Below are 26,756 nucleotides of genomic sequence, written 5' to 3' on the forward strand. Positions count from 1 at the left end.
CTACGCCGTGTGGCAGCGCGCGTGGCTGACCGGGCCGGTGCTGGAGGAACAGGCCCGCTGGTGGAAGGACCTGCTCCAGGGCACGCCGCCGCTGGAGCTGCCCACGGACAAGCCCCGTCCCGCCGCGCAGTCCTACGCGGGCGCCGCGCACGCCTTCCACCTGCCGCGTGAGCTGTCCGAGCCGCTCCTCGCGCTGGGCCGCCGTGAAGGCGCCACGTCCTTCATGGTCCTGATGGCGTTGTTCCAGGTGCTGCTCGCCCGCACCTCCGGGCAGGACGACTTCGCGGTGGGCACGCCCATCGCGGGCCGCTCGCGCCCCGAGGTGGAGGGCCTGCTGGGCTGCTTCGTCAACACGCTCGCCTTCCGCGCGAGGCTCGACGGGGCTCCGGGGTTCCGGGAGCTCATCGCACGCGTGAAGCAGCAGGCCCTGGGCGGCTACGCACGCCAGGACATGCCCTTCGAGCAGCTGGTGGACGTGCTCCAGGTGCCTCGCGACCTGAGCCGCACGCCGGTGTTCCAGACGGTCCTCAACGTCATCAACGTGCCCGAGGCACAGACGACCGGAGGGGCCGGGCTCCAGATTGGTGGCGTGGACGTGCCGGTGACGACGTCCAAGTTCGACCTGTCCCTGGAGGTCTGGGAACAGCGCGACGGCCTGCGCTGCCGCCTGGAGTACGCCACCGCCCTCTTCGACGCCGCGACCCTGGATCGCATGGCGGAGCACCTGACCGTGCTGGCGAAGGCGATCGTCGCGACGCCGGACGCACCAGTCTCCACCCTGTCACTGCTCACGCCGGCCGCGCGCGAACAGGTGCTGCGCGGGTGGAATGACACGCACGTGGTCTTCCCCACGGGTGCCACGCTCCATGGCCTCTTCGAGGCTCAGGTCGAACACACGCCGGAGGCCATCGCGCTCCAGTTCGAGGAGCAGCGCCTCACGTACGCGCAGCTCGAAGCCCGGGCCAACCAGCTCGCGCACCACCTGCGTGCGCATGGCGCGGGTCCGGAGACCCTGGTGGGCGTCTGCATGGAGCGCTCGCTGGAGATGGTCGTCGCGCTCCTCGGCGTCCTGAAGGCTGGCGCGGCCTACGTCCCGCTGGATCCGGCCACGCCCACGGAACGGCTCACCGGGATGCTGGAGGACACCACCGCGCCCGTGCTCCTCGTGCAGGAGCGCTTCCGCGCCACGCTGCCTTCGCGGGCCGCCCAAGTCATCGCGCTCGACACCGGGTGGGAGGCCATCGCGCGTGAGCCCACCGTGCGGCCTCCGCCGCTCGCGGGAGATGACTCCCTCGCCTATGTCATCTTCACGTCGGGCAGCACGGGCCGTCCCAAGGGCGCGATGAACGCGCACGCGGGCATCGTCAACCGCCTGCGCTGGATGCAGGGCCGCTACGGCCTGACGCCGTCGGACACGGTGCTTCAAAAGACGCCGTTCAGCTTCGACGTGTCCGTGTGGGAGTTCTTCTGGCCCCTGATGACGGGCGCGCGGCTGGTGCTCGCACGTCCTGGTGGCCATCAGGAGCCGGACTACCTGGTGGCGCTGATGGCGCGCGAAGGGGTGACGACCACGCACTTCGTGCCGTCCATGCTGCGCGCCTTCGTGGAGGAGCCCGGCCTGGAGTCGCTGACGCGCCTGCGCCAGGTGATGTGCAGTGGCGAAGCCCTGCCCGCGGACCTGGTGCTCCGTGCGCAGGCGCGCCTGCCCCACGCCACGCTGCACAACCTCTACGGCCCCACCGAGGCCGCCGTGGACGTGACGTCCTGGGAGTGCCCGCGCGACGAAGCCCTGCGTGCCGTTCCCATCGGGAAGCCCGTGGCGAACACGCGCATGCACGTCCTGGATCGCCACGGCCAACCGGTGCCCGCAGGCATCCCGGGCGAGCTGTTCATCGGCGGCGTGCAGGTGGGCCGGGGCTACTGGCGCCGCCCCACCCTCACCGCCGAGCGCTTCATCCCCGACGCCTTCAGCGAAACGCCTGGCGCACGCATGTACCGCACGGGCGACATCGCCCGGTGGCGCACCGACGGCACGCTGGAGTACCTGGGCCGCGCGGACTTCCAGGTGAAGCTGCGCGGCTTCCGCATCGAACCAGGCGACATCGAAGCCGCGATCCAGTCCTGGCCCGGCGTGCGCGACACCGTGGCCGTCGTGCGCCACGAAGGCTCGGGAGGACCGCGTCTCGTCGCCTATGTCCGCGTCGAGGGAGGGACACTCGACGTGGCCGGACTGCGCGCGTTCCTGCACGCGCGGCTGCCCGAGTACATGGTGCCCTCCGCCATCGTCCGCCTGGAGGCCCTGCCGCTCACCTCCAGCGGCAAGGTGGACCGCAAGGCCCTGCCCGCGCCGGACGCCCCCGCCACCGGACGCGCGGAGCCCATCGCCCCGCGCGACGACACCGAGCGGGCTCTGGCGGACATCTTCGCGCAGGTGCTCGGCATCGCGCGGGTCGGCGTGCGGGACAGCTTCTTCGAACTGGGCGGACACTCGCTGCTCGCGACCCAGGCGGCCGCGCGCGTGCGTGCGCGTCTGGGCCAGGAGGTGCCGCTGCGCACGCTATTCGAAGCCCCCACCGTGGAGGCGCTCGCCCGGCGCATCGCTCCGTCCGGAGCCGTGGCGCCCGCGCCCGCCGAGCCGGAGAAGGCCGAGCCCACCGGCCTCACGCCGTTGACCCGCGGCGTGCGCCCCGCCGTGCTGCCGCTGTCGTTCGCGCAGCAGCGGCTGTGGTTCATCCATCGACTGGGCACCGCGGACACGGCCTACAACATGCCGTTCTCGCTGCGGCTGGAGGGCACGCTGGACCTCGGCGCGCTCCAGCGGAGCTTCGACCGGCTGGTGCGCCGGCATGAAGCCCTGCGCACCACGTTCCGCGAGTACGAAGGAGCCCCGGAGCAGGTCATCCACGCTCCCGGTCCGCTGCCCCTGCGCCAGGTGGACCTCACCGGCGACCCGGAGCAGCGCCGCGCCGAAGCCACCCGGCTCGCCCGGGAGGAGGCGCGCACCCCGTTCGACCTGGAGCAGGGTCCCCTCCTCCGGGCCCTGTTGCTGAAGCTGTCGCCCAACGAGCACGTGCTGGTGCTGAACCTGCACCACATCATCTCCGACGGCTGGTCCACCGGCGTCCTGGTGCGCGAGATGGGCGCGCTCTACGCCGCGCTCTCCAGGAACCTCCCCTCCCCGTTGCCCGAGCTGCCGGTGCAGTACGCCGACCACGCGCTGTGGCAGCGCGGCTGGTTGCAGGGCGCGGTGCTGGACGCGCAGCTCGGCTACTGGCGGCGGCAGCTGGAAGGCGCGCCGTCACACCTGGAGCTGCCCACGGATCATCCGCGTCCGGCCCGGCAGACCTTCCAGGGCGCGTTGATGCCCTTCACCCTGCCACGGGCTTCCAGCGAAGCGCTGGAGGCCCTGGCGAAGCGCGAGGGCGCCACGCCGTACATGGTGCTGCTGGCCGCGTTCCAGGTGCTGCTCGGCCGCTACGCCGGCCAGGATGACGTGCTGGTGGGCTCGCCCATCGCGGGCCGCCGCCACGCCGAGTCCGAGGCGCTCATCGGCTACTTCGCCAACACCGTCGTCCTGCGCACGCGGTTGCGCGACGACGACACCTTCAGCGCCCTGCTGACACGCGTGCGGGACACCACCCTGGGCGCCTACGAGCACCAGGACCTCCCGTTCGAGAAGCTCGTCGAGGCGCTGCACCCCACCCGCGACGCGTCCCGCACGCCGTTCTTCCAGGTCATCTTCACGCTGCAGAACGCGCCGCTGCCGCCGCTGGCCCTGCCCGGCCTGACGCTCCAACCGATGAACGCCGACCCCGGCGCCATCCGCTTCGACCTGGAGCTGCTGCTGCACCGCGCGCCCGAGGGCTTCACGGGAGGCCTCAACTTCAACACCGCCCTGTTCACGCCCGGCACGGTGGCCAGAATGGCGAGGCATCTGGGGGTGCTGCTCGAAGCCGCGGTGGCTTCACCCGAAACGCCGCTCGCGCGCCTGTCCCTGCTGACGCCCGAGGAGCGGCACCCGGTGCTCGTCTCCTGGAACGACACCGCGACGGAGTATCCGCGTGATGCCTCCGTGCCCGCGCTGTTCGCGGAGCAGGCCGCGCGCACGCCGGACGCCGTCGCCGTGAGGATGCCCACGAGCCCGGGGGCCCTCCTGTCAGCGGACACGGCGCGGGAGCTCACGTACGGCGAACTGGACCGGCGCTCGAACCAACTCGCGCACCATCTGCGCCGGCTGGGCGTGCGGCCCGGAGACCGCGTGGGGCTTTGCGTGGAGCGTTCGCTGGAGCTCGTCATCGGGACGCTCGGCATCCTCAAGGCGGGCGCGGCCTACGTGCCCGTGGAGGCGAAGGCCCCGGCGGACCGCACGGCCTGGGTGATCCAGGAGGCGGGCGTCAGCGTGCTCGTCACGCGGGAAGCGCTGGCGGATGAGCTGCCGGCGGTGGCCGGGCTCCTCGTGTTGCTGGACGCGGAGGCGGACCTGATCGCGAAGCAGCCGGCCACGCCGCCCGACGTGCGAGTGCCCGCGGAGGCGCTGGCCTACGTGATGTTCACGTCGGGCAGCACGGGCCGTCCCAAGGGCGTCTGCGTGCCCCACCGGGGCATCGTGCGCCTCGTCCGGGGCAATGGCTTCATCGCCTTCGGTCCGGAGCAGGTGTTCCTCCAGGCCGCGCCGGTCGCGTTCGACGCCTCCACGCTGGAGGTCTGGGGCGCGCTGCTGCATGGCGCGAAGCTGGTGCTCGCGCCGCCGCATGCGCTCTCGCTTTCGGAGCTGGGCACGCTGCTCGCCGTGGAGGGCATCACCACGCTGTGGCTCACCGCCGCGCTCTTCGAGCAGATGGTCCTCCACGAAGGCGCCTCGCTCGCGGGAGTGCGTCAGGTGCTGGCGGGCGGAGACGTGCTGCCCGTGCCTCGCGTGCGCGAGCACCTGTCGCGGATGGCGCCGGACGCCGTGCTCGTCAACGGATACGGCCCCACGGAGAACACCACCTTCTCCACGACGTGGACGCTACGCGCGGGAGACACCGTGGAGCGCTCGGTGCCCATTGGCCGGCCGCTGGCGAACTCCACCGCGTGGGTGTTGGACACGCACCTCCAGCCCCTTCCGCCGGGGCTCCCCGGCGAGCTGTACGTCGGCGGTGACGGCCTGGCCTGGGGCTATCTCCAGCGGCCGGACCTCACCGCCGAGCGGTTCATCCCCCATCCCCACTCCGCCACGCCGGGGGCCCGCCTGTACCGCACGGGCGACCGGGCGCGTTGGCGCGACGACGGCGCGCTGGAGTTCCTGGGCCGCACCGACTTCCAGCTCAAGCTGCGCGGCTTCCGCATCGAGCCCGGAGAAGTGGAGGCCGTGCTGCGCCAGGCTCCGGACGTGCGCGAAGCCGTGGTGCTCGCGCGCGAGGACGTGCCCGGTGAGAAGCGGCTCGTGGCCTACGTGGTCCTTGCCGACGACAGCGCCAGCACCGACCGGGTGAAGGCGCATGCGCAGCGGCAGCTCCCGGACTACATGGTGCCCTCCGCCTGGGTGGCGCTGCCGTCCCTGCCGCTGTCACCGAACGGCAAGGTGGACCGCAAGGCCCTGCCCGCGCCCGAAGCGCCCGGGTCCACCGGGGCCACGCGCGAAGCCCCACGCGACGCCGTGGAGACACAGCTCGCGGCCATCTGGGCGGAGGTGCTGCACCTGGACGCCGTGGGCATCCACGACGACTTCTTCGAACTGGGAGGCCATTCGCTCCTGGCCACGCAGGTGGTGTCGCGAATCCGCGCGGTGCTCGGAGTGGAGCTGCCCCTGGGGGAGCTGTTCAACGCGCCCACCGTGGCCGCGCTGGCACGGCACCTGGGCGCCACCACGACCCGCCGCGAGCACGTGCCGCCACTCACCCGGGCCCCGAGGCCCCCGCTGCTGCCGCTGTCGTTCGCGCAGCAGCGGCTGTGGTTCATCGACCAGCTCGAACCGGGCAGCGCCCTCTACAACATGCCCGTCGCCCTGCGGCTCGTCGGCGCGCTGGACGAGGCCGCGCTGAAGGGAAGCCTGGACGCGTTGATGGCGCGGCACGAATCCCTGCGCACCACCTTCCGCACGGAGGCGGGCCAGCCCGTGCAGCACATCCACGCGCAGGCCACCGTGCCGCTGGAGCGCGTGGACCTGACCACGCTGGAGGACGCCGAAGCCCGGCTGCACGAAGCGGAGCGCCGAGTGACCGCGGAGTCCCAGCGGCCGTTCGACCTGGAGCGAGGCCCCGTCATCCGCGCCCTGCTGCTCCAGCTCACGGACAAGGAGCACGTGCTGGTGCTGCACCTCCACCACATCGTCTCCGACGGCTGGTCCCTGGGCGTGATGGTGCGAGAGCTCACCGCCCTCTACGCGGCCCTGCGTGAAGGCCGTCCGCCCGCGCTCCCGGAGCTGCCCGTGCAGTACGCGGACTTCGCGCTCTGGCAGCGAAATTGGCTCCAGGGAGAGGCACTGGAGGCGCAGCTCGACTGGTGGACCCGGCAGCTCGAAGGAGCGCCCCGGACGCTGGAGCTGCCCACGGACAAGCCCCGCCCCGCCGTCTCCACCCAGCGCGGCGACACTGTGCCGGTGCACCTGCCCCTCGCCTTGTCCGAACGCGCGGAGGCCCTGGCGAAGCAGGAGGGCGCCACGCCCTTCATGGTGCTGCTCGCGGCCTTCCAGACGGTGTTGCACCGCTACTCCGGTCAGGACGACGTCCTGGTGGGCACGCCCATCGCGAACCGCCGCCACGCGGAGACCGAAGGCCTCATCGGCTTCTTCGTCAACACGCTGGTGCTGCGTGGAAGCTTCGGCGCGCGGACGACGTTCCGGGAGCTGCTGGCCCAGGTGCGCGCCACGACGCTGGGCGCCTACGAGCACCAGGACGTCCCCTTCGAGCGGCTGGTGGAGTCCCTGCAAACGACGCGCGACCTGGGGCGCATGCCGCTCTTCCAGGTGATGTTCGCGCTCCAGAACGCGCCGGTGCCAGAGCTGTCGCTGCCCGGCCTCACCGTGGGCCCGGCGGCCCTCGCGGAGCGCACGACATCCCAGTTCGACCTGAGCCTGGACCTGGACCGCCGTGAGGACGGCTTCCGGGGCAAGCTCGAATACGCCACGGACCTCTTCGAGCGCCCCACCATGGCGCGGCTCCTCACGCATCTGCGCGTCCTGCTGGAGGCGGTGCTCACGAATCCGGACGGACCGCTGTCCGGCCTGTCCCTTGTGTCGGAGGAGGAACGGCGACAGCTCCTGGGCGACCTGGCCGGTGGCGTGTCGTCCTTCGAGGGTGACAGCACGCTGCACGGCCACTTCGAGGCCCAGGTGGCGCGGACGCCGGACGCGGACGCCGTGGTGTTCGGGGACACGACGCTGTCCTTCCAGCAGCTCAACGTGAGAGCCAACCGGCTCGCCTGGCACCTGAAATCGCTGGGCGTGGGCCCGGAGGTGACGGTAGGCCTGTGCCTGGAGCGTTCGGTGGAAATCGTCATCGCACTGCTCGCGGTGAACAAGGCCGGAGGCGCCTTCGTGCCCCTGGACCCGGCCGCGCCCGCCGCCCGCAAGTCGTTCGTCCTCAAGGACTGCGGCGCGTCCGTGCTGGTGACGACGGGGGCGCTGCAAGAAGCGTGGCACCCGGAGGTGGCCCACCGGGTGCGGCTGGACGAAAAACCTGTCGGACAGTCGGACAGGTTTTCGGAGAACCTGCCGCCGGCGGCGGGGGCGGAGAACCTCGCCTACGTCATCTACACGTCCGGCTCCACCGGGACGCCCAAGGGGGTGATGGTGCGGCACCGCTCGGTGCTGCACCTGCGCCATGCGCTGCTACGGACCGCCTACGCGGGGCTGCCTCCGGGACTCCGCGTCAGCATCAACGCTCCCCTGTTCTTCGACGCCGCCATCGAACAGGTGCTGCAACTGCTGAGTGGCCACTGCCTGTGCCCCGTTCCGGAGGACCTCCGGTTGGAGCCGGAGCGGATGCTCACGTGGCTGGAGCGGACACGGGTGGACGCGCTGGACTGCACGCCCGCGCAACTGAAACTCCTGCTGGACGCGGGGATGCTGGAGCGTCCCCGCCTGCCGTCGCTGATGCTGGTGGGCGGCGAGGCGCTGGACGAGGTGATGTGGCAACGGCTCGCCGAGACGCGGCGCACGCGGGCCTTCAATGCCTACGGCCCCACCGAGTGCACCGTGGACGCCACCGTCTGGGACATCCAGGGAACGTCCCACGCGCTGCCTGTCATCGGGCGGCCGTTGGACAACCTGCGCGCGTACGTGCTCGACGAACGGCAGGAGCTGGTGCCCTTCGGCCTGCCGGGTGAGCTGTGCTTCGCCGGTGAGGGCGTCGCGCGCGGCTACCTGGGCCGGCCGCACCTGACCGCCGAGCGCTTCATGCCAGACCCCTTCGGCGCGGAGCCCGGGGCGCGCCTGTACCGCACGGGCGACAAGGCCCGGTGGCGCGAGGACGGGACGCTCGAGTTCATGGGCCGCCTGGACTTCCAGGTGAAGCTGCGCGGCCATCGCATCGAGCTGGGCGAAATCGAGTCCACGCTGCGCGCCCACCCTGACGTCCGGGACGCGGTGGCCCTGGTGCGTGAGGACGTTCCGGGCGACGCGCGCCTCGTCGCCTACGTCACGCCGGACGTGGACACCGCCCCACTGCACGGGCACCTGCGAAGGCACCTGCCCGAGTACATGGTGCCGGCCGCCCTCCTCGCCCTGCCCGTCCTGCCGCTGACGCCGAATGGCAAGGTGGACCGCAAGGCCCTGCCCGCGCCGGACGCGTCGCGCCTCGCCGCACGCGTCTTCGAGCCGCCCGCGACTCCCACCGAGGAGCGCCTCGCCGCCATCTGGGAGGAACTGCTCCGCGTGTCTGGCGTGGGCCGTCACGACAACTTCTTCGAGCTGGGCGGACACTCGCTGCTGGCCACGCAGGTGGTGTCGCACGTGCGCGCGCACTTCGGTGTGGAGTTGCGAGTCCGGGCCCTCTTCGAAACGCCGACCGTGGCGGGCCTCGCCCGGCGGTTGACGGACGCCGCGACCGCGCCCGCGCTGCCACCGCTGACGAGGACGCACGGGGACGGACTCGCGCCCCTGTCCTTCGCGCAGCAGCGGCTGTGGTTCATCGACCAGTTGGAGCCGGGCAGCCCGCTCTACAACATGCCCTTCGCGCTGCGGCTGTCTGGAGCGCTGGACGTCCCCGCCCTCCAGCGGGCCTTCGACGCGCTGGTGCAGCGGCACGAAACCCTGCGCACGTCGTTCGAAGTCCAGGATGGAACGCCCCGTCAGCGCATCCACCCAGCCCCCTCGGGAACGCTGCGCACGGAGGACCTGGAGCCCCTACCCGAGGACGCGCGTGAAGCCGAGGTCTGGCGCCGGGTGGACGCGGAGGCGCTGCGTCCCTTCGACCTGGGCGCGGGTCCCCTCGCTCGCTTCACCCTGCTGCGGCTGGCTTCGAGGGAGCACGTGCTCCTGCTGTGCACGCACCACACCGTCTCCGACGGCTGGTCCTTCGGGGTGCTCGTGCGCGAGTTGGTGGCGCTCTACGAAGCCTTCCGCCAGGGCCAGCCGTCGCCGCTGCCGGAGCTGCCCGTGCAGTACGCGGACTTCTCCCGGTGGCAGGCCACGTGGCTGGAAGGCCAGGTGCTGGAGGGACAGCTCGACGGGTGGAAGCGGCGGCTCGACGGGGCGCCGCAGGTCCTGGCGCTGCCCACGGACCGGCCCCGTCCGGCCCGCCGCTCCGCGCAGGGAGCGCGGTGGCCCGTCCAGCTGACCCCGGCCTTGAGCGACGCGGTGGAGGCGCTGGCGAAGCGGGAAGGCGCCACTCCCTTCATGGTGCTCATGGCCGCGTTCCAGTTGCTGCTGTCGCGATACTCCGGACAGGACGACGTGCTGGTGGGCACGCCCATCGCGAACCGCCGTCACGCGGAGACCGAAGGGCTCATCGGCTTCTTCGTCAACACGCTGGTCCTCCGCGCCCGCTTCACCGCGGACACGTCGTTCCGGAAGGTCCTCGCGCAGGTGCGCGCGATGACGCTCGGCGCGTACGAACACCAGGACCTGCCCTTCGAGCGGCTGGTGGACGCGCTCCAGCCCGAGCGCGACCTGGGGCGCACGCCGCTCTTCCAGGCTCTCTTCGCGCTGCACAACACGCCGGAGCCGGAGGTCGCCCTCCCGGGCCTGACGCTGAAGGCGGTGGAGGTCCCCTCCACGGCGGCGAAGTTCGATCTGGACCTGGCCCTCACCCGGCGGCCCGACGGCTTCCAGGGGGCGCTCACGTACAGCACGGACCTCTTCGACGCCGCCACGATGCAGCGGCTGATGGAGCGCTGGAGCGCGCTGCTGGAGACGATCCTCGCCGCGCCCGACGCGCCCCTGGACCGACAGACGCTGCTGACGGACGAGGAGCTTCACCGGATGCACATCCCGGATGCCCCGGCCGCCCGTCCCTCCGAAATCACGGAGGTCGCCCCGCGCGATGACCTGGAGCGGGAGCTCGTGGCGCTCTGGGAGGAGCTGCTGGGAGTCCGGCCCATTGGCGTGACGCGTCCGTTCTTCGACCTGGGCGGCCACTCCCTGCTCGCCGTGAAGCTGATGGCGCGCATCCGGGAGCGCTTCCATCGCGAGCTGCCCCTGGCCGCCCTCTTCCAGGCGCCCACGGTGGAGACGCTGGCCCGGCTGCTGCGCCAGGCGCCCGAGGTCTTCTCCCCGCTCGTGCCCATCCAGCGCGAGGGCTCTCGGCGGCCCTTCTTCTGCGTCCACCCGGTGGGCGGCAACGTGCTCGCGTACGCGGCGTTGGCGAAGCAGCTGGGCCCGGAGCAGCCGTTCTATGGGCTCCAGTCCCAGGGGCTCGACGGGAGCCGTCCGCCGCTCGACACGGTGGAGGCGATGGCGGCGCTCTACGTGAGCGCCATGCGCACCGTGCAGCCCCAAGGTCCCTACCGGCTGGGCGGCTGGTCCATGGGAGGCGTGGTGGCCTTCGAGATGGCCCGTCAGCTCCAGGCGCGGGGCGAGGCCGTGGAGCTGGTGGCCCTCATCGATGCGAGCCCGGCGACGGAGGACCGCGTGCCTCTCGACGTGGACGACGCTGACCAGGTGGCCGCGCTGTTCGAGCTCGACCAGGGACAGCTCGCGGCGCCGGAAGCGGCCACGGCGGCCGGGCGCACGCTCCTGCAGGTCTTCACGCGCAACCTGCGCGCCCTGAAGCACCACCGCCCCGGAACGTTCACCGGCCGCGTCCTGCTGCTCCAGGCGGGCGACGGCCCGGCGCGCGGAGACGACGGCTGGAGCGGGCACGTCCGGGGCGAGCTGACGCGGGAGGTGCTCCCCGGCACCCACTACACGCTGCTGCACGCTCCCCACGTCCAGCGGCTCGCGAAGCGGTTGACCGAAGCGCTCCAGGGCGCGGTGCGGGAAGCGTCCCGGTAGGCCGGAGCCCCTCCGGCGCCATGCCGCCCGCATGGCGCCGGGGCGCACGTGAAGGGCCCCGAGGGGGCATGACAGGCCACCTCCTGGTGCCGCCCGCATGGCGGCGCCGGGGGCGCACGTGAAGGGCCCCGAGGGGGCATGACAGGCCGCCTCCTCGGAGGAACCCGCGCGCGTGCCAGGACTGGCACGTTCGCGGCGCGGCCATGTCACCCGTTGGACCGAACTCACACGTAACGCCCCGGAATCCCGACGGCGAGGCCCTGGCGGCTCGCGTGGCCCCGGCCTTGCCATGGGAAGGCCTCGCAACCGCTCACAGGAGTCCCGCCCCATGAACGCCTCGAAGCCTTCCGTCCTCCCCCACCTCCTCCGCCGCGCGCGGCCCTTGACCTGGAGCCTCCTGGCGCTCGCCGCCGCCGGCTGTGGCGCCAGCGACAGCGACAGCACCCTGGCGGAGCACCCCCAGGACCTCACCGCGCGGCCCTCCCGCTGCCTGGACATCCGCGCCGCCCAACCCGGAGCGCCGGACGGTGACTACGTGCTGTACGTGGCGGGTGACACCAGCGCGTCCTGGACCGCCTACTGCCACGACATGACCGGCACGCCCACCGAGTACCTCCCGCTCACGCGCACGGGCGCCGACGCCAACTTCTCGCAGTACACGGCCGGCGGCTCCTCCCCCGGCACCGACGTGCGCACCCACTTCACCCGGCTGCGCATCGACCCGGTGACCCTGCGCGTGGACACGGCGGACCAGACCTTCGCCTCCTCCACGGGCGAGCTGACGCACTCGCCGGAGACCGTCACCGCGATGACCTATGGCGTGGCCATGGCGTGCGGCGGCGGCCAGGGCCAGGGCAACGTCGACCTCCGGGGCACCCCGTTCACGGTGGAGGCGGAGTCGTTCGGCGTGGGCGGCGCGGGCACGACCGGCGCCGCCGTCACCAGCGAGGACGGCCAGGTCGTCACGCTGTCCGGTGGCGGCTTCTGCGGCTGGGTGGGCCCGCAGGGCAGCTACAACCCCTTCAACCAGCATGGGGGCCTGCTCCAGCTCCACTACCGCGGCGGGGATCGCCCCGCGACCTGTCAGGAGCTCCAGGCGGCCCGCCCGGGTGCGCCGGACGGCGAGTACGCGCTGTTCGTGAACAAGGACCCGCTGAAGCGCTGGACGGCCTGGTGCCAGGACATGGCCGGCACGCCCAGGGAGTACCTCCCCCTGGTGCACACGGAGGACGGCGCGAACTACTCGCAGTACACGGCGGGAGGGAACTCGCCGGGCACCGACGTGCGGACGCGGTACACGCGCGTCCGGCTGAACCCCGTCACCCTCGCCGTGGACACCGGGGACCAGACCTTCGCGACGTCCACCGGCTCCCTCAAGCACGTCGACAGGGAGCCCGTGACGGCCATGACCTACGCGGCGGCCATGGGGTGCAGCCGCACGGGCCTGGCCAACGTGGACCTGCGAGGCACGCCGTTCTCCGTGCCCACCGGCGGCATCGGCCGGGCCGGCCCCTCGAGCGAGTCCTCGTGGTGGGCCTTCCACGACAGCAACCAGGTGGTGGAGATGCACGGCTACGGCGGCTGCGGCTGGGTGGGCCCGCAGGGCAGCTACAACCCCTTCAACAAGAACGGCGCCCTGCTGCCCCTGGCGTACACCGTGCCGCAGCCGTAGCCCCTGACGTTCAGGGCGACGGCATCAGCCCCGCGCCGGGCTTCACCAGCACGGCGCGGGAGTAGGCCATCTGGAACCCCATCCGCATGGAGTTGCGCTCCGTGGGGATGCCGGGCGAGGACATGATGGCCGCCAGGTCACTGCCCTTCTCCAGCCCCCGCGCCAGGCGCGCGGCGATGAGCGCCTGCTGCACGCCGCGCCGCCGGTACGCCGGCAGCACGGACGTGCCGAACAGGGACGTGAGCCCGTCGCTCACCTCGCAGGCCCCTCCCCCCGCCGGCACGCCGTCAATCCACGCCAGATACGAGTCCGTGCTGGGATGGTGCGCGGCCTTCAGGCCCATCTCCCAGAAGATGTCCGGCATCGACTCGCCCTCCGGCACGAAGCCGCTGCCGGCGATCTCCACGTACCTGCGCACCGCCGCGTCGTCGGACGGATCCACCCGCTCCACGCGCAGCCCGGCGGGAGCCCCCTGCGTCAGCCGCGACAGGTCCTCTCCCGCCCGAAGCGGCCGGTACAGCACCGTCTCGAACTCGCGCAGCACGAAGCCCCGGTCCGCCAGCCCCTTCAACAGGGACTGGGGCGCGAAGGGGCTCAGCTCCGCCTTGGGCTCCACGCCGCGCGACGCGAAGAAGTCCACCAGCGCGTCCAGCTCCGCGTCCGTGACGTCCCGCGCGAAGCCGTAGCCGCACGACTTGTTGATGTAGGAGCCCTCGCCGCCGAACGCCATCCAGCCGTCCGCCAGCGGCGCGGAGGCCGTGGAGAGCGCCACCGCGGAGGTGGCCTGCTTGTGTTCGAACCGCCGGGCGATCTCCACCAGGTTCACGTCGTTCATCCGCCCCGTTTACACCGGAGCGGGCCGGCGCGTCAGTGCGCGCAGGCGCTCCCCAGCCCGTCGCCCGGGATGCGCGCCTCCCGGACGCCGGGCCCCAGCGGCCGCACCTGCCCGGGCACGTAGGTGGAGGCCATGTCGAACACGGTGCGCAGGGCCCGTGCGCCCAGCCCCTCCCGCGCCGCGTTGTGGAGCAGCCCGGTGTCCTGGTGCGCGGCCCCGCAGAAGACGCCGCCCAGGCCGTACGCGGCGGCGAACTCCGCCTTCGCCTTCACCGTGCGAGGCGTATCCAGGGTGATGAGCTGCCGGGACTCCTCGCTGTAGAGGTAGTCCGCGTCCGCCCAGCGGTCCGTGCACAGGTCGAAGCCGTTGCGCCCCACGGGCGGCCGGGCCGAGTAGTCCACCTGGTTGCGCAAGAGGTCGTACAGCTCCACCACGCCCGCCTCGAAGGTGCCCAGCGCGGCCCCCTCCGGGTTGTACTGGAGCGAGTCCCGGCTGGCGCCCGCCGCGGCCTGCCCCTCGGACGCGTAGCCCAGGTGCAGACACGCCGGGTCCACCTTGCGCGACAGGAGGAGCTCCACCGCCGCCTCGATGGAGTGCGGCGAGCCCGCGTAGCGCTTGAGGTTCGCGTGGTGGACGATGGAGCGCGACGTCCCCGGGCTGAAGAAGTCGAAGCCCTTGAGGTAGACCCGGTCCAGCCCCACGTCGCGGAGCGCCGGCACGTTCACGAGCCGCAGCTTCGCCAGGTCGCAGCTCGCCGCGACGGAGATCTCCTTGCGGCCCAGGCCGCGCTCCGCTGCGTCCAGCGCCGCCCGCAGCTCCGCCACCAGCCGGACGTAGTTCACGCTGTCGTCCTTGGAGGACTCATCGCTCGAAAGCCAGCCGCCGCCCAGGCAGTCCCAGTCCAGGTCCACGGAGGAGAACATGGGGAAGAGGGAGAACAGCTCCACGATGCTGGAGACGAACTCCGCGCGCTCGCGAGGGCTGGCCGCCATCCCGGAGAAGTGGCCGGACATGAGCCACCCGCCCACGGAGAACGCCAGCTCCAGCGCGTGGCCCTCGGCCGCGGCCTGTTGCTGCAGCGTCCTCAAGGCCCCCAGCATCCCCAGGGCCCGCTCCTGGGAGAAGTACAGCGCGTGGTAGTTGGTCAGGTTGGCGCCCACCTTCGCCATGGACACGCCATGGAAGGGAAACGACGCCACGTCCTGCAGGTAGTCCACGATGGTGACGCGCCCCCGGCGATCCAACTGCGCCCCCCGGGCATGCTTGCGGATCTGCGCGGCCCTGGGCCCCCCGTCCCCCACGATGCCCAGCGACCCGAAGATGAGCCGGTCATACGCCGTGGGCGGCAGGCGCGAGACATCGAAGCCCCGCCCGAAGAACCGCGGCTCCTCCAGGCCCAGCGGCCGGCCGTCCTCCAGGCCCAGGTCTGAAACATAGGCGGACAGCCGGGGCGCGCCGCGCGCCTGGGGATAGACATTGTAGACGGGCCGCCCCACCCGGACCGACGTATAGGAGAGATTGCTCCCCAGCCCGTCACCCCGGTATCCCACGGTCCGGTAGCCCCGCCGCGTCGAGACATCGTCCAGCGTCAGCGCATCCGGGACGAACACCTCCGGCACGTACTGCTTCGGTTCCGCCCGCCGCACCCCAGCCCATCCCCGCTTCGAATCCATCATGACCTGACTTCCCTTTCACTGGTTGGAGAGACACCGCACCATCAAACCCAGCCAAGAAATGCGATACCCCGGGCGCCCGCGCCACGCCGTCCCCGGGGCAATGCCTCACAAGGCAGCCACCTGCACCGGGAGGACGGGGACCGGAAGCTGAAGCCCGCACCCCGGGGCGGCAACTGCATCGCCGGTCCCATCCCGAGAAGACAAACACGACACATGTTGAAATCACATCCTTAAAGGCGACAAACGCGCTTTCACGAATCAACCGGAAGTACTGGACGCCATGCCCGGAGGCATCCGACACCAGGAATCACGCACGCGCGGGCATGGATCCGCGCGACATCAAATCCTGACGAATATCGTGGCGACGAAGACGGCCCGGGCCCGTTGACACGGGGATGGGCGCCGCGCCGGTGTGGGTGGGAGGCCGCCTCATGGGACCCAGGTCCACGGGCCCCACCGCATACCCCCAGGCACATCATCCGCCTCCGGGGCTGGGAGTGTGTGCGTGGAATCACCCTGACCGTTCCTCGTGGCCGGATAGCGGCGCACATGTCCTCCCATGCCGGGACTTGCCCCACCCGTCCCCGGGGCCAGGGGGCTCCCTCCCTCCGGCCGGGTGCCAATCACATCCATGAAATGGATCTTGGCTCTCGCGAGCCGCCGTCCGGCTCGCCAGGAATCACGCAGCCCGCGGGTCCTGAAGACAGCACCCATCCGGCACCGGGCCACCGCGGCAGTCCGCCGCGGCCGTGGCCTTGCTACATCCGCGAACCCGTTACACCGAAAGAGAAGACAGACACATGGCCGTCAATTTCATGCCTCGCGCCTACGCCCTCGCCGGCTCCTCCGGGGGGAAGCCCTCCCGCGCCACGTCCTCGCTGATCACCCTGACCGCCAGCTGGAAGGACGCCGCCCCGTCGGAGTACTGGCGCACGCTCACCCTGCGCATCACCAACTACTCGGACGCGCCGCTCGCCAATCCGCGCATTGGCATGAAGAACCCGCTGGCGGACCGGGGCGTGCAGATCGCGAAGAACGCCGGCACGGGCGATCTCACCGTGAAGGGTGACACCGTGGAGTTCAACCTGGAGTCGCACCTGCTGCCCATCCCGGCCCATGGCGGCTTCAAGGAGTTCTCGCTCGCGTACAACCATCCGCAGGGCGGGTTCGACCTGGAGACGCTGCCCACCCAGTTCACCCTGGACGGCAACCCGGTGGTGCCGCCCGACGACAAGGAGCCGCCCACGGTGCCCCAGAACCCGCGCCTGGTGTCGGCGGGCATCCGGAGCGTGTCCCTGGCCTGGGACGCGTCCACGGACGACACGGCCGTCGCCGGCTACGACGTGCACTACGGCAAGACGGGGCAGCCGCGCGACCAGGTGGCCCACGCCACCACGCCGGCCCTCACCGTCACGAAGCTGGAGTCGGACGTGGAGTACACCTTCACGGTCCAGGCCGTGGACATCGTGGGCAAGCGCTCGCAGGAGTCCGCGGAGCTGACCGCGCGCACGGGCCAGACGCTGCCGGACCACGGCGACTGGACGGTGCGCCGCTCGCCCTTCGTGGACTACACGGCCGGCGAGACGCCGAAGATGCTGGAGGCCCTGGAGCAGGCGGGCCTGGACGGCGTCACCCTGGCCTTCCTCGTCGCCGGCAGCGGCTCGGGGACGGACCCGAAGCAGGTGTACTGGGGCGGCTACGCGGAGCTGACCGATTCGTCGGACGGCGCCCAGTACCAGGCCGAGGGCACCACGTCCCACTACGGCAAGCAGGACCTGGAGGCGTTCCGCCAGAAGGGCGGCCAGGTGGTCATCTCCTTCGGCGGCGCGTCCAACCACCCGCTCGAGGAGAACGAGCACGACGTCGCGAAGATCGCGGCCATCTACTCCGGCGTGGTGAAGAACTACGGCGTGCGCCACATCGACTTCGACTTCGAGGGCGGCTTCATCAACAACGTGGCGGCGCTGGACCGGCACATCGCGGCCATCACCCAGGTCCTCCGCGAGGATCCGACGCTCCAGGTCTCCTACACGCTGGCGGTGGACGGCGCGCCCGGCTCGCTGGAGGGCTTCAACCCGGACGGCGAGCGCTTCGTGCATGCGCTGGCGGAGGCCGGCATCGAGCCGTCCCTCATCACCGGCATGCTGATGGAGTTCGGGCAGTCGGCGCCGCTGGACGACCCGTACCAGTGCTGCGTGTACGCGCTCAACGGCATGCACCGGCAGATCCAGGCGGCGTTCCCCCACTGGAGCGCGGAGAAGGTCTGGCGGCGCATCGGCGCGTGCCCCATGTACGGGACGAACAACAACACGCGCATCTTCTTCCACCTGTCGGACATGGAGAAGCTGGTGCGGTTCGCGCATGAGAAGAACCTGGGCAACATGTCCGGGTGGGACCTGACGCGTGACCGCAACCAGGGTCACAACCCCATCTGCAACCCCGGCAACTCGCAGGACATCTACCTGTGCACGCGCGAGGACCAGAAGCCGTACGACTTCGCGCGCAAGGTGATGACCTTCCAGCCGGAGGACGAGTCGGCGGACCGGTCGCCCGGCAAGACGTCGGTGACGCTGACGGTGAACGGCCGGTCGGTGACGCTGGAGTTCTGAGCGCCAGGACGGCGTGAGCGGTGAGCCTCGGAGGTCCGGCTGCCCGCGAGGGAAACCGGGCCTCCAGCGGCGCTCACCCGGGCCCGCCTCCGTGGGATAGCGGGGGCGGGGACAGCAGGCCGTCCAGCACGCCGTAGGCATAGAGCGCCGCGAAGGCGTAGGCCCCCACGAGATAGGAGACGTTGAAGGCCCGGGCCGTGGGCGCGTCCTGGGCCGAGTAGCGGCCGTCCGGGCCTCGCAGGGACAGGGCCACGCCCAGGGAGACGGCGGACACGGCGAACGTCGCGCCCTGCCCCACCGCGAGCACCTTGCCCTTGGTGTTCTGGCCGTGCACGAGGTGGCCCACGCCGAACGGCACCAGGTACCAGCCCCGCGAGGCCGGGCGGGATTCGACGAGGACGGGAGCGGCGGTGGAGGCCGCGGGCGCGGGCAGGAGCGCGGGGGCCCGGAGCCGGGCGGCGCGCCCGGCGATGCGGTCGTGCCGCCGCGCGCGCACCCGTTCGACGAAGGCGATGAAGTCCGGCGGATACACCAGGGGGTCCAGCTTCGCGGCGGAGTCGAGCGCGAGCCCTTCCACGGCCTCGTGCTCCGCGCGGAGCAGGTCCTCCTGGGCGTGGAGCGTCGCCGCGAGCAGCAGGTGGGCTTCGGCCTCCTCTCGAGGCTGGGAGAGCCGCGAAGGCTGAAGCAGGGCCTCCAGCTCGGTCCGGGCACGAGGCAGGTCGCCGGACTGGTAGGCCTCGCGGGCGGGGCCCAGCGGGGAGGACGCCGCGAGCAGCAGGGCGACGATGGCGGACTTCATGGAGCGGACCCCAGCACGACCGTGGTGCGGGACCCCGCCACCGCGTCGAGCGATTGCCTCAGCACGTTGCCTCCCGGGTCGCGGGCGGACAGGAGGTGTCCCCCGTGCGTGAGCTTCAAGGGGGCGCGCAGCGGCGCCACGCCGACCTCCACGCCGTCGACGAAGACGCGGGACGCCGCGGGCGCGACGATGGTGACCTCCGCGTCACGCACGCGGAGGGCGACTTCCCGCGAGACGGCTGCGCCGGCAGCCACTTCGAGCACCTCCTCGACGGGCTCGCACAGGGGGTTGGCGAAGTGGAGCCGGTGCGAGCCGGGAGACAGCCGCAGCTCGCGCAGCCTCGGCGTGTAGCCACGGCTCTGGCCGTCCACGAACACCTCGGCCCAGGGGCGTGTCGTCACCGTGAGCGTCGCGAAGTCCAGGGCGTCCGGCACGCGCACGGGCACGTCATCGCCGGTGTGCTCCAAGGGCGCGGGCCGCTGCGAGGCGTCCTGGGCGGAGCGGGCCCGCGGAGCCGACGCGGCCTTGGACGACCTGCCCGGGACCTCCGGACGCGCGGCCCGGACCTGCGTCCCCGCCGACGTTTGATTCATGGGACGTAAAGATCTCTCCGCGACATCCAGGCGGGTGACCGCCACGGGCGCGGCGGAGTCCTCGTCTGTCGCAGGCCGGCCAGCGCCGGACGGAAGTGAGGCCGAGTCGGCCATTGTCGCGGCAGGGTCGGCACCGGGCGCGGGCTCGGCGGAAGCCTTCGACGGAGTCGGTCCCGTGGCCACCGTCGAAGCCCTGGACCCCTCCGCGCGCCAGGCCCATGTCCCCAACCCGCCCAGCATCCCCGCGAGCACTACGCCCGCCAGGAGCCCACGCTTGTGCCCCGCCCACGCGCGCCTGACGCGGCCGTTTCTCGTGGGACGCGAGCGCAGGAGCGCCAGCACCTCGGGGGCCCCGGGCCGGAGTGTCATCGCGGCGTTGAGGCACCGGGCAGCTTGCGCGCCCTGCCCCGCGGCGAGCAGCGCGCGGCCTTCGTTCAGCAGCCGCTGGAACCCATCCTCACGCCAGCGGGCCACGGAGGACTCCGGAGCCTGGAAGAAGGCCCGTGACGCTTCGGCGGGAGCACCGACCCACGGCCGCAGCACGGCCTCCAGCTCCCGGGCCAGCGCCCCTCCCTCCACGGGCCGGTCTCGCGCATCCCGGGCAAGACACCGCGCGACCAGCGCGGACAGGGACGCGGGCGTGCCTGGCGCGGCCTCCGCCAATGCCGGCGCCTCGCGGGTCATCACCGAGACCGCCAACCGGGCACTGCCCTCCCCCGCGTGCGGCGTCGTGCCCACGCACAGCTCGAACAACACCACGCCCACCGCGTAGACGTCAGACGCCGGGGACCACGCGCCGGTGTCGATTCGCTCCGGCGCCATGTACGCCAGCGAGCCGATCACGGCCCCCGTGCTCGTCAGCCGGGCCCGGTCCGCCAGCGCCGCGATGCCGAAGTCCGCGAGCTTCAGCGGCCCGCCTCGCGCCACGAGCACGTTCTCCGGCTTGACGTCCCGGTGCACCACGCCGCGCGCATGCGCCGCGTCCAGCGCGCGAGCCAACTCCCAGCCCAGGAGCGCGACCGCCTCCGGCGGCATGGGCGCCAGGCGCCGCGCCAGCTCACGCAGGTTCTCCCCCTGCACCCATTCACAGACGAGGAACGGGCCGCGCACGGCGTCCTCGCCAAAGTCATGCACCGCCAGGACATTGGGGTGCTGGAGTGAAGCCACCACCTCCGCCTCCTGGCGGAAGCGCTCGGTGAGGCGTGCGTCCAGCCCCGGGTGCATCACCTTCACCGCCACGCGGCGGGACAGGCGCAGGTCGTGGGCGAGGAAGACCGTCGCCATCCCGCCCCGCCCCAACTCCTGCTCCAACTGGTAGCGGCCGGCCAGCAGTTCGCCCGTCATCGCGCGCGCAGTCTAGGAAGCGCGATCCCCGGGCGCAAACGCCGGGGCTGCCTCACTGCTGGCATACGCGAAGGGAGGAGCCGGGAATCAGCACGCACCCACCGGGCTTCGCGCCGGGGCACTCCGCATCCGACCGGCAGGGCTGGTGACAGCGCCTTCCCTGCCCGGAGTCAGTGCAGAAGCCGCAGCGGGCGCAGTCCATGGAGGTCTCGCAGGAGTCGCCCAGGTGCTCGGGGGACAGGCCCTCGCAGGTCTCGACGCACAGGGACTCCGGAGCCGGTGAACATTGGTAGCCCGTGGGGCAGCCCCGCTCGCAATCACGTGAACAGCGTCCCTTCACGCAGTACGTGTACGTCGGACAGTCCAGGGGCTCGAAGCAGGGCTCGGTGAGACGGGGACCCGGTTCGCATTCCTCGTAGAGGGCGGAGCAGCGCTGGTCCTCGGGACACTCCCGGTCCGCGGCGCAGGAGAGCACGCAGGCATCCCCCGAACAGCCAGCGTCCAACGCCTCACGCACCTGGATGTCGAGCGGACACCCCGTGGCCACGAGCAGAAGCAGCATCAAAAACGAGAGCGGGAAGCGCATGGGCTCAAGAGAACTTCGAGGCGTGGGACGAATGGTCGCTCCGGACGCTACTCCTCCTCCGCCTCCAGCCAGAACCACTCTTCATTGGAGCGAAGCGCTCCGCCCAGGAACTCCGAGAATGAGCCCGCGATCTGGCGGTTGTAGGCAGGGTCCGGAAACGCTTCACGGTAACCATCCCGGATGGAGTACCGCCCGCCCGACTGATGGCTGACGTCCACGAAGATGTAATTGGTATCCCGCACCTCGCAGACCGCGTACCAGGACGCCGGACCTGCCCTGTCCGTGTCATCCTTGAGAAGGACAACGCGAGCGCGGCGAATCTTCGCCAGCGGGTAGAAGAAGAACGCGGGGTCGACCCGGTCGAACAACTTCGCGCCATCGCAATGCAGATAGAAGGCACGAAGGTCCGGGTCCAGGCGCCATCCGACTCTCTGCTCGAAAGCCTCGATCTCCGCCGGAGTCGCGGGCGGGTTCGGAAAGTGGCGCCGTGAAACTTCCTCCAGCAGCGCCGACATGGCTTCGGAGCTACTCGCCATAGGGATGATCCACGCCTACACGCGTCCACGGAGGCTGGTTCGCGTAGCATTGGTTGTAGGGCCCCAGCAGGTCCTCATGAAGGTCCTGGGGGAACGGCAGGAGGTTGTCCCAGTCGGTGGGGTTGCCGCCATGCTGAAGGTCGCGGATGTGATGGCCCTGGTACGGCTTTCCATCGGCCTCCGTTGGCCAGTTACCGAAACGCCGCGACCACTCCTCCCGGAACCCCTTGCGCGCCTTGTTCCAGCGATTGCGAGCAGCTTCGTTCTGGCGAGGCGTCAGTGCTCCGTAGTTGCAGCAACAATGCGCCATCCCAAACCGGCTGCCGGCCTGAACCAGCGTGCCCTGAAAATCCATCTTCACATCCGCCAGCCACATGCATCCCTGGAGGACGTGACCGCTTCCCGCGCACTTCTCCTGGCAGTAGGTCATGAGCTGGGCGCTGCATTGCCATGGCCCGTAGTAGATGACGGTGCGGAACTGCCCGCCTCCTGGCACGTTCACGAGCGGCCCGCGCCACATCCGAACCGCACCAGCGCTGGGTGGGAGGGGTGCTTCGGCACAACCTACGGCCACAGCAGCAAGCGCCGTGAGCAATCGCCACGATGGGACATGCTTACGCAAGCGGGCCTCTCAATCCTCTTCCCCCAGGTATCGGAACACGGAGCGCACGCCGATGCCCAGGGCCCGGGCCGCCTCCTTCTTGCTGCCTCCGCTGCGGGCAATGGCCTCGCGCACATAGCGCAGCACGAAGGCATCACGCGCCTCATCCAGGGGCACCAGCGGCGCCGTGTCCGCGGCCAGGTCCAGGTCCTCTACGCCGATGAGCTCCCCTGAGGCCAGGATGGCCGCGCGCCGCACGCGGGACACGAGCTCGCGGACGTTTCCCGGAAAGGGATGACCGCGCAGGGCCTCCGCCGCCTTCTGCGTGAAGCCCCGGGCTCGGCCCGCCTCCTGCTTCAGGACATGGTGCGCGATGAGCAACACGTCGTCTCCGCGCTCCCGCAGCGCGGGCACCTCCAGGCGCACCTCGTCCAGGCGGAAGAGGAGGTCCTCGCGGAAGGCGCCCCGCGCGACGAGCGCCTTCAAGGGCTGATGCGTGGCGGCCACGACGCGCATGTCGACCCGGCGGGGACGGTGCTCGCCCAGCCGCGTCACCTCGTGCTCCTGGACGACTCGCAGCAGGCGCGACTGGAGCGGCAGCGGCATGTCTCCAATCTCATCCAGGAACAGCGTGCCCCCATCCGCCGCCTCCACCAGCCCCGCGCGGTCGGAGGCCGCGCCGGAGAACGCCCCGCGGACGTGGCCGAACAGCTCGCGCTCGATGAGCGACTCCGGCAGCGCCGCGCAATTGATTGCAACCAGCCGCCCGCGCCGGCCGCTCCGCCGGTGGAGCGCGCGGGCCACCTCCTCCTTGCCCGTGCCCGTCTCGCCCTGGATGAGCACGTGCAGGGACGTGGGCCCCAGGCGCTCCACCTGCCGGTAGAGGTTCCGCATGGCCGGGGACTCACCGATGAGCCCTTCGAACGTGGCCGCGGCGATGCGCTGCGTGAGGCTGTCCACCTGGGCGCGCAGCTCCGTCAACTCCCGCGACGTGGCCAGCAGCAACGCCGCGAGCGACGACAGCGCCATCGCCTCCTCCAGCTCACGAGTCGCGAACGGAGGACTGCCCAGGCGCCGTCCCAGGTACACGACGCACAGCGGCGCGGCGCCCGCGCGAAGCGGCAGCACGAGTGCGGAGGTCAACCGCAACGCCAGCACACTGGGGGCCCCCGCGAGCGCCGCCTCCGCCGCGACATCCGGCACCAGCACCGGTGCCCCCGAGCCCACGACCTGATCCACCAGGCTGTCCACCACCACCGAGGCCGGCACGGAGCCGGTGGCCCCCAGCACCCGCCGCCGCTCCCCCTCCACCGACACGAGGAACCCCACGTCCGCGGACGTGACCTCCGCGATGCCCCGCAGCGCCGCCTCCAGCAGCTCCGACGCGGGCCGCTGCACGAGCAGCCGTGAGGCGAAGTCCGTCAGCACGCCCACCAGGCGGGAAGGCGCCGGGGAAGGCGACGCCCGGACCGGCGCCTCCGAGACCGTCAGCGTGAGCGACGCCTTGCCCACGCTGAACGACTCCCCCGGCTCCAGCGGCGCCAGCTCCACCCGCCTGCCGCGAACCCGGACGTCACAGTCCGCGCTCGCGGCGGACACCGTCCACCCGCGCGCGTCACGGAACACCAGGGCATGGCTGCCCTTCACGCCGGGCGCGGAGAGGACGACATCGCATGCGGGCTCGGAGCCCACGGACACCACCGGCTTCTCCAGCGAGATGGAGCGGCCGTCCGGAAGGGAGAGGAAGAAGCGCATCCGCGCCCATCCTACTGTCCCCCCGCGGGCGGCGGTTCCTCCCATCCCCCACCCAGCGACAGGAACAGGGCAATCTGATTGGACACCAGGAGGGTCTGCGCGGAGGCCAGCGACGCCTCGGCGTCGGCCCGGGTGCGCTCCGCGTCGAGCACGGTCAGGAAGTCCTCCCGTCCTCCTCGGTAGAGCGCGTCGGCTTCGCGCGCGGCCTGGGCGCTGAAGTCCCGGGCGGCCGTGAGCGCGGCGACGCGCTCCAGCTCCTGCGTGTACTGCGTCAGGTTGCTCTCCGTCTCCAGCAGCGCGTTGAGCACCACGCTGTCGAACTGCGCGAGCGCGGCTTGCGCGGTCGCATCCGCCTGGGCGATGCGAGCCCTGGCGATGCGGGTGTTCGGGAACGTCCAGGACAGCAGCGGCCCCAGGCTCCAGCTCAGCGTGCTCTCCTGTCCGAAGGTGCTCATCAGGCCTCCGGAGCCCGCGGACAGCCCGAAGCTCACCGTGGGATAGAGGTCCGCCGTCTCCACGCCGATGCGCGCGGTCGCCGACGCCAGCGCCCGCTCCGCCTGCCGGACGTCCGGACGCCTGCGCAGCAGCGCGGCGCCATCCCCCACGGGGATAGGCGAGCTCAGCCGTGGCGGCGTCTCACACGCCTCCACGTCCGGAGGAAACGCCGCGGGCGGCCTGCCGCTGAGCACCGCCAGCCGCAGCAGCGCGATGCGCCGCTGCACCACCAGCGGCGGCACGTTCGCGCGAAGCACCTCCACCTGCGCTTGGGCCCGGCTCAAGTCCAGCGGCGTCCCCCGCCCCGCCTCCACCAGGCGCCGCGTCCGCGAAAGGCTCTCCTCCTGCAGGGCCAGCACGCGGCGCGCCACCACCACCTCGTTGCCCACCGAGCAGACGCTCGCGTACGCCCGGGTCGTCTCCGCGGCCACCGTGATGTGCGTCAGGTCCAGCGCGGCCTGGACCGCCTCCGTGTCCGCGCGCGCCGCCTCGATGCCCCGGCGGATCCGCCCGAACAGGTCCAGCTGATATGACACGTCGAAGCCCAGGCCATAGTTCGCCGACGGCCCGACTGGCGGCGTCCTGCCCACGTCCGCCGACGCGCCCACTGAAAAGGAAGGCAGCCGCGCGCCTCCGACCTCCGCCAGCACCGCCCGCGACCGCGCGAGGTTCGCCTCCGCCACCCGCAGGTCCACGTTCGACTTCAGCGCCTGCCGCACCAACCCCTCCAGCACCGGGTCCTCGTACAGGCGCCACCACTCCCCCGGGACGGGCGCCGACGAATAGTGCGGCTCCGTTGCGCCCAGGAATGCCCCGGTGGCCTCGGGCGAATGGACGGCCGCGGACGGCGGAGGCCCCCGGTAGTCAGGCCCCACGGTCGTGCACGCGGACACCAGCAGCGCCAGCCCCACCCACGGCCCCCGCGTGCTCATGGGCGGACGTCCCCGTTGCGGCCGGTGGAAGCCCCGTCCCCCTCTTCATGCACCGTCACCGTCGCGGTGCGTCCGGACACGAGCCGGACGCCCTCGGGCACCGAGTCCAGCGCGATGCGCACGGGCACCCGCTGGGCCAGGCGCACCCAGCTGAACGTGGGGTTCACATTGGGCAGGAGGTTGGGGCCCGCCGCGCGCTCGCGGTCCTCGATGCCCGCGGCGATTCCCTCCACGTGTCCGCGCAACAGGGCCGGCTCGCCCATGAGCCGGATGGTGACCGGGGCGCCAATGCGGATGCGCGGCAGCTTCGTCTCCTCGAAGTAGCCCTCCACGCGGAAGGAGTCGCTGTCCACCAGCGCCACCATCTGCTGGCCGGCGGTGGCGAAGTTGCCCGGATCCACCTCCAGGTTGGTGACGATGCCGTTCACCGGCGAGCGCACCGTGGAGCGGTCCAGGTTCAGCGCGGCGATGTCCCGGTTGGCCAGCGCCTGCTGGAGCGCCCCTTCCTCCTGCTCCGCGCGCGACGCGCCCTGCTCGCGGGCCTCCTCGGACACGAGCTTGCCCAGGCCCTGGTTGCGCTCGGCCTCACGCCGCGCCTGCGCCAGCACCGCCCGCTGGCTCATCACCGCCGCCTCCGCCTGCCGCAGCGCGAGCTCGAACCGGGCGCGGTCGATGACGAAGAGCACCTGCCCCCGGGTCACCCGCTGGTTGTCCTGCACCTCCACGGACGTGACGACGCCCGACACGTCCGGCGCCAGCAGCACCACGTCCGCCTGCACGCGGCCGTCGCGCGTCCACGGCTCGACCTGGTAGTGCCGCCACAGCCACCTGCCCGCGAGCAGGGCCAGCACCACGACGGCCGCCGTCACGCCGATCCGGATGAGCCGCGGGCGCGTGGGTTTCATGGCGT

The 26,756-nt window shown here is 71.8% G+C and carries 13 protein-coding genes (1 of these 13 cut by a window edge); 3 read left to right on the forward strand and 10 right to left on the reverse strand.

Annotated elements, in window-relative coordinates; all coding sequences use genetic code 11:
- Together JYJ93_RS24935 and JYJ93_RS24940 are read left to right on the forward strand one after the other, a co-directional pair.
- Positions 1-11,413: the 3' end of a non-ribosomal peptide synthase/polyketide synthase gene (locus JYJ93_RS24935; RefSeq protein WP_206795320.1), read on the forward strand. Its footprint begins 20,534 nt before the window's first position; 11,413 of the gene's 31,947 nt are visible here — the last part of the coding sequence; the start codon falls outside the window, past its left edge; the stop codon is at positions 11,411-11,413.
- Between the two features lie 328 nt (positions 11,414-11,741).
- Positions 11,742-13,085 (forward strand): GON domain-containing protein, encoded by a 1,344-nt coding sequence (locus JYJ93_RS24940; RefSeq protein ID WP_206795322.1) that lies wholly within the window; start codon positions 11,742-11,744, stop codon positions 13,083-13,085.
- Positions 13,086-13,095: 10 nt separating this feature from the next.
- Here JYJ93_RS24940 and JYJ93_RS24945 read toward each other — a convergent pair whose 3' ends face one another.
- Together JYJ93_RS24945 and JYJ93_RS24950 are read right to left on the reverse strand one after the other, a co-directional pair.
- Complete coding sequence (locus JYJ93_RS24945) at positions 13,096-13,920, reverse strand: GNAT family N-acetyltransferase (protein ID WP_206795324.1); 825 nt, start codon at positions 13,918-13,920, stop codon at positions 13,096-13,098.
- Positions 13,921-13,952: 32 nt separating this feature from the next.
- Positions 13,953-15,596: a glycosyl hydrolase family 18 protein gene (locus JYJ93_RS24950; protein ID WP_206795325.1), complete on the reverse strand. Its 1,644-nt coding sequence runs from the start codon at positions 15,594-15,596 to the stop codon at positions 13,953-13,955.
- 800 nt (positions 15,597-16,396) lie between these two features.
- On the opposite strand from JYJ93_RS24950, the gene JYJ93_RS24955 reads away from it, so the two are divergent.
- Positions 16,397-18,205: a fibronectin type III domain-containing protein gene (locus JYJ93_RS24955; protein WP_206795327.1), complete on the forward strand. Its 1,809-nt coding sequence runs from the start codon at positions 16,397-16,399 to the stop codon at positions 18,203-18,205.
- A gap of 73 nt (positions 18,206-18,278) precedes the next feature.
- On the opposite strand, the gene JYJ93_RS24960 is transcribed toward JYJ93_RS24955, so the two are convergent.
- The 8 genes from JYJ93_RS24960 to JYJ93_RS24995 all read right to left on the reverse strand — a co-directional run bounded on the left by JYJ93_RS24960 (position 18,279) and on the right by JYJ93_RS24995 (position 26,751).
- Positions 18,279-19,004, reverse strand: a complete 726-nt coding sequence (locus JYJ93_RS24960) for a hypothetical protein (RefSeq protein ID WP_206795329.1) — start codon at positions 19,002-19,004, stop codon at positions 18,279-18,281.
- A complete protein-coding gene (locus tag JYJ93_RS24965; RefSeq protein WP_206795331.1) occupies positions 19,001-20,941 on the reverse strand; it encodes a serine/threonine-protein kinase in 1,941 nt (646 codons plus the stop codon). The genes JYJ93_RS24960 and JYJ93_RS24965 overlap by 4 nt, the downstream gene beginning before the upstream one ends.
- A gap of 52 nt (positions 20,942-20,993) precedes the next feature.
- Positions 20,994-21,527 (reverse strand): latent transforming growth factor beta-binding protein, encoded by a 534-nt coding sequence (locus JYJ93_RS24970; RefSeq protein WP_206795333.1) that lies wholly within the window; start codon positions 21,525-21,527, stop codon positions 20,994-20,996.
- Positions 21,528-21,574: 47 nt separating this feature from the next.
- Complete coding sequence (locus JYJ93_RS24975) at positions 21,575-22,042, reverse strand: SMI1/KNR4 family protein (protein ID WP_206795335.1); 468 nt, start codon at positions 22,040-22,042, stop codon at positions 21,575-21,577.
- A gap of 10 nt (positions 22,043-22,052) precedes the next feature.
- Complete coding sequence (locus JYJ93_RS24980) at positions 22,053-22,565, reverse strand: hypothetical protein (RefSeq protein ID WP_242543924.1); 513 nt, start codon at positions 22,563-22,565, stop codon at positions 22,053-22,055.
- A 129-nt stretch (positions 22,566-22,694) separates the two neighbouring features.
- Entirely contained in the window at positions 22,695-24,419 is a 1,725-nt protein-coding gene (locus JYJ93_RS24985; RefSeq protein ID WP_206795337.1) for a sigma 54-interacting transcriptional regulator, read from the reverse strand.
- An 11-nt stretch (positions 24,420-24,430) separates the two neighbouring features.
- Entirely contained in the window at positions 24,431-25,846 is a 1,416-nt protein-coding gene (locus JYJ93_RS24990) for a TolC family protein (RefSeq protein ID WP_206795339.1), read from the reverse strand.
- The gene (locus JYJ93_RS24995; RefSeq protein ID WP_206795341.1) at positions 25,843-26,751 is read right to left on the reverse strand and encodes an efflux RND transporter periplasmic adaptor subunit; all 909 of its coding nucleotides are present in this window, start codon (positions 26,749-26,751) and stop codon (positions 25,843-25,845) included. The genes JYJ93_RS24990 and JYJ93_RS24995 overlap by 4 nt, the downstream gene beginning before the upstream one ends.
- Between the last annotated feature and the right edge of the window lie 5 nt (positions 26,752-26,756).

It is taken from the genome of Corallococcus sp. NCSPR001 (assembly GCF_017309135.1).
Lineage (GTDB): Bacteria > Myxococcota > Myxococcia > Myxococcales > Myxococcaceae > Corallococcus.